The 602-nt window shown below is 47.8% G+C and carries 1 protein-coding gene; it reads left to right on the top strand.

What is annotated here, in order from left to right:
* Positions 1 to 203 precede the first annotated feature (203 nt).
* Positions 204 to 602: hypothetical protein (locus HT737_RS30920; protein ID WP_182404708.1), on the top strand; the 399-nt coding region annotated here is incomplete at its 3' end.

Below are 602 nucleotides of genomic sequence, written 5' to 3'. Positions count from 1 at the left end.
TTGCGTCGACGAGGCGCACCCTACATTTATATGGCCGAGACGGATAACACAGGCCTGCCGTTCACACTGAAAATCATCGAGCGCAATGCATCGTTTCTCAGTGATCCCGACGAAATCTGACATCAACGTTTCAGCATTCAACACTTACGCCACTGAACAGCCCGGCTGTTTAGTTATCAGCATTCAAAAGATCGAGTAATACCATGAGCACCAATCAGGAAAAATCCTTTATTGCAACATTGAGCACTCGCTATGGCTATCCACACTTTCCCAAGTTGACGTATGGCAGAAAGGTCACGACTCCACGACCCGATTATGAAGCCTTTACGTTTTCCCACCACCTGGATGTTTCAAACTATCTCTTTCTCAAGCCAGATGTTGCACCGGACGCACTGACCCTTTACTTCCGCTGCCTTGATGACTACTACACTATTTATATCTTTACGCCGGGCGAGTACTACTACAGAACCATCAGCCGTGAAGAAAAAGACTTCCTGAACTCTTATGCAACCGAAGATGGGGACCAGACCACATTCAACCTGCTCAATGCCAAGGGCAATATCATCACGCTGGATCAGATCGACACGGATACGCCCACTGTC

The sequence above is a fragment of the Pseudomonas sp. MD195_PC81_125 genome (genome assembly GCF_014060985.1).
Taxonomy (GTDB): Bacteria; Pseudomonadota; Gammaproteobacteria; order Pseudomonadales; family Pseudomonadaceae; genus Aquipseudomonas; species Aquipseudomonas parakoreensis.
The sequence above is the reverse complement of the archived record's forward strand: the minus strand, read 5'-3'. Positions and strand labels throughout refer to the sequence as shown.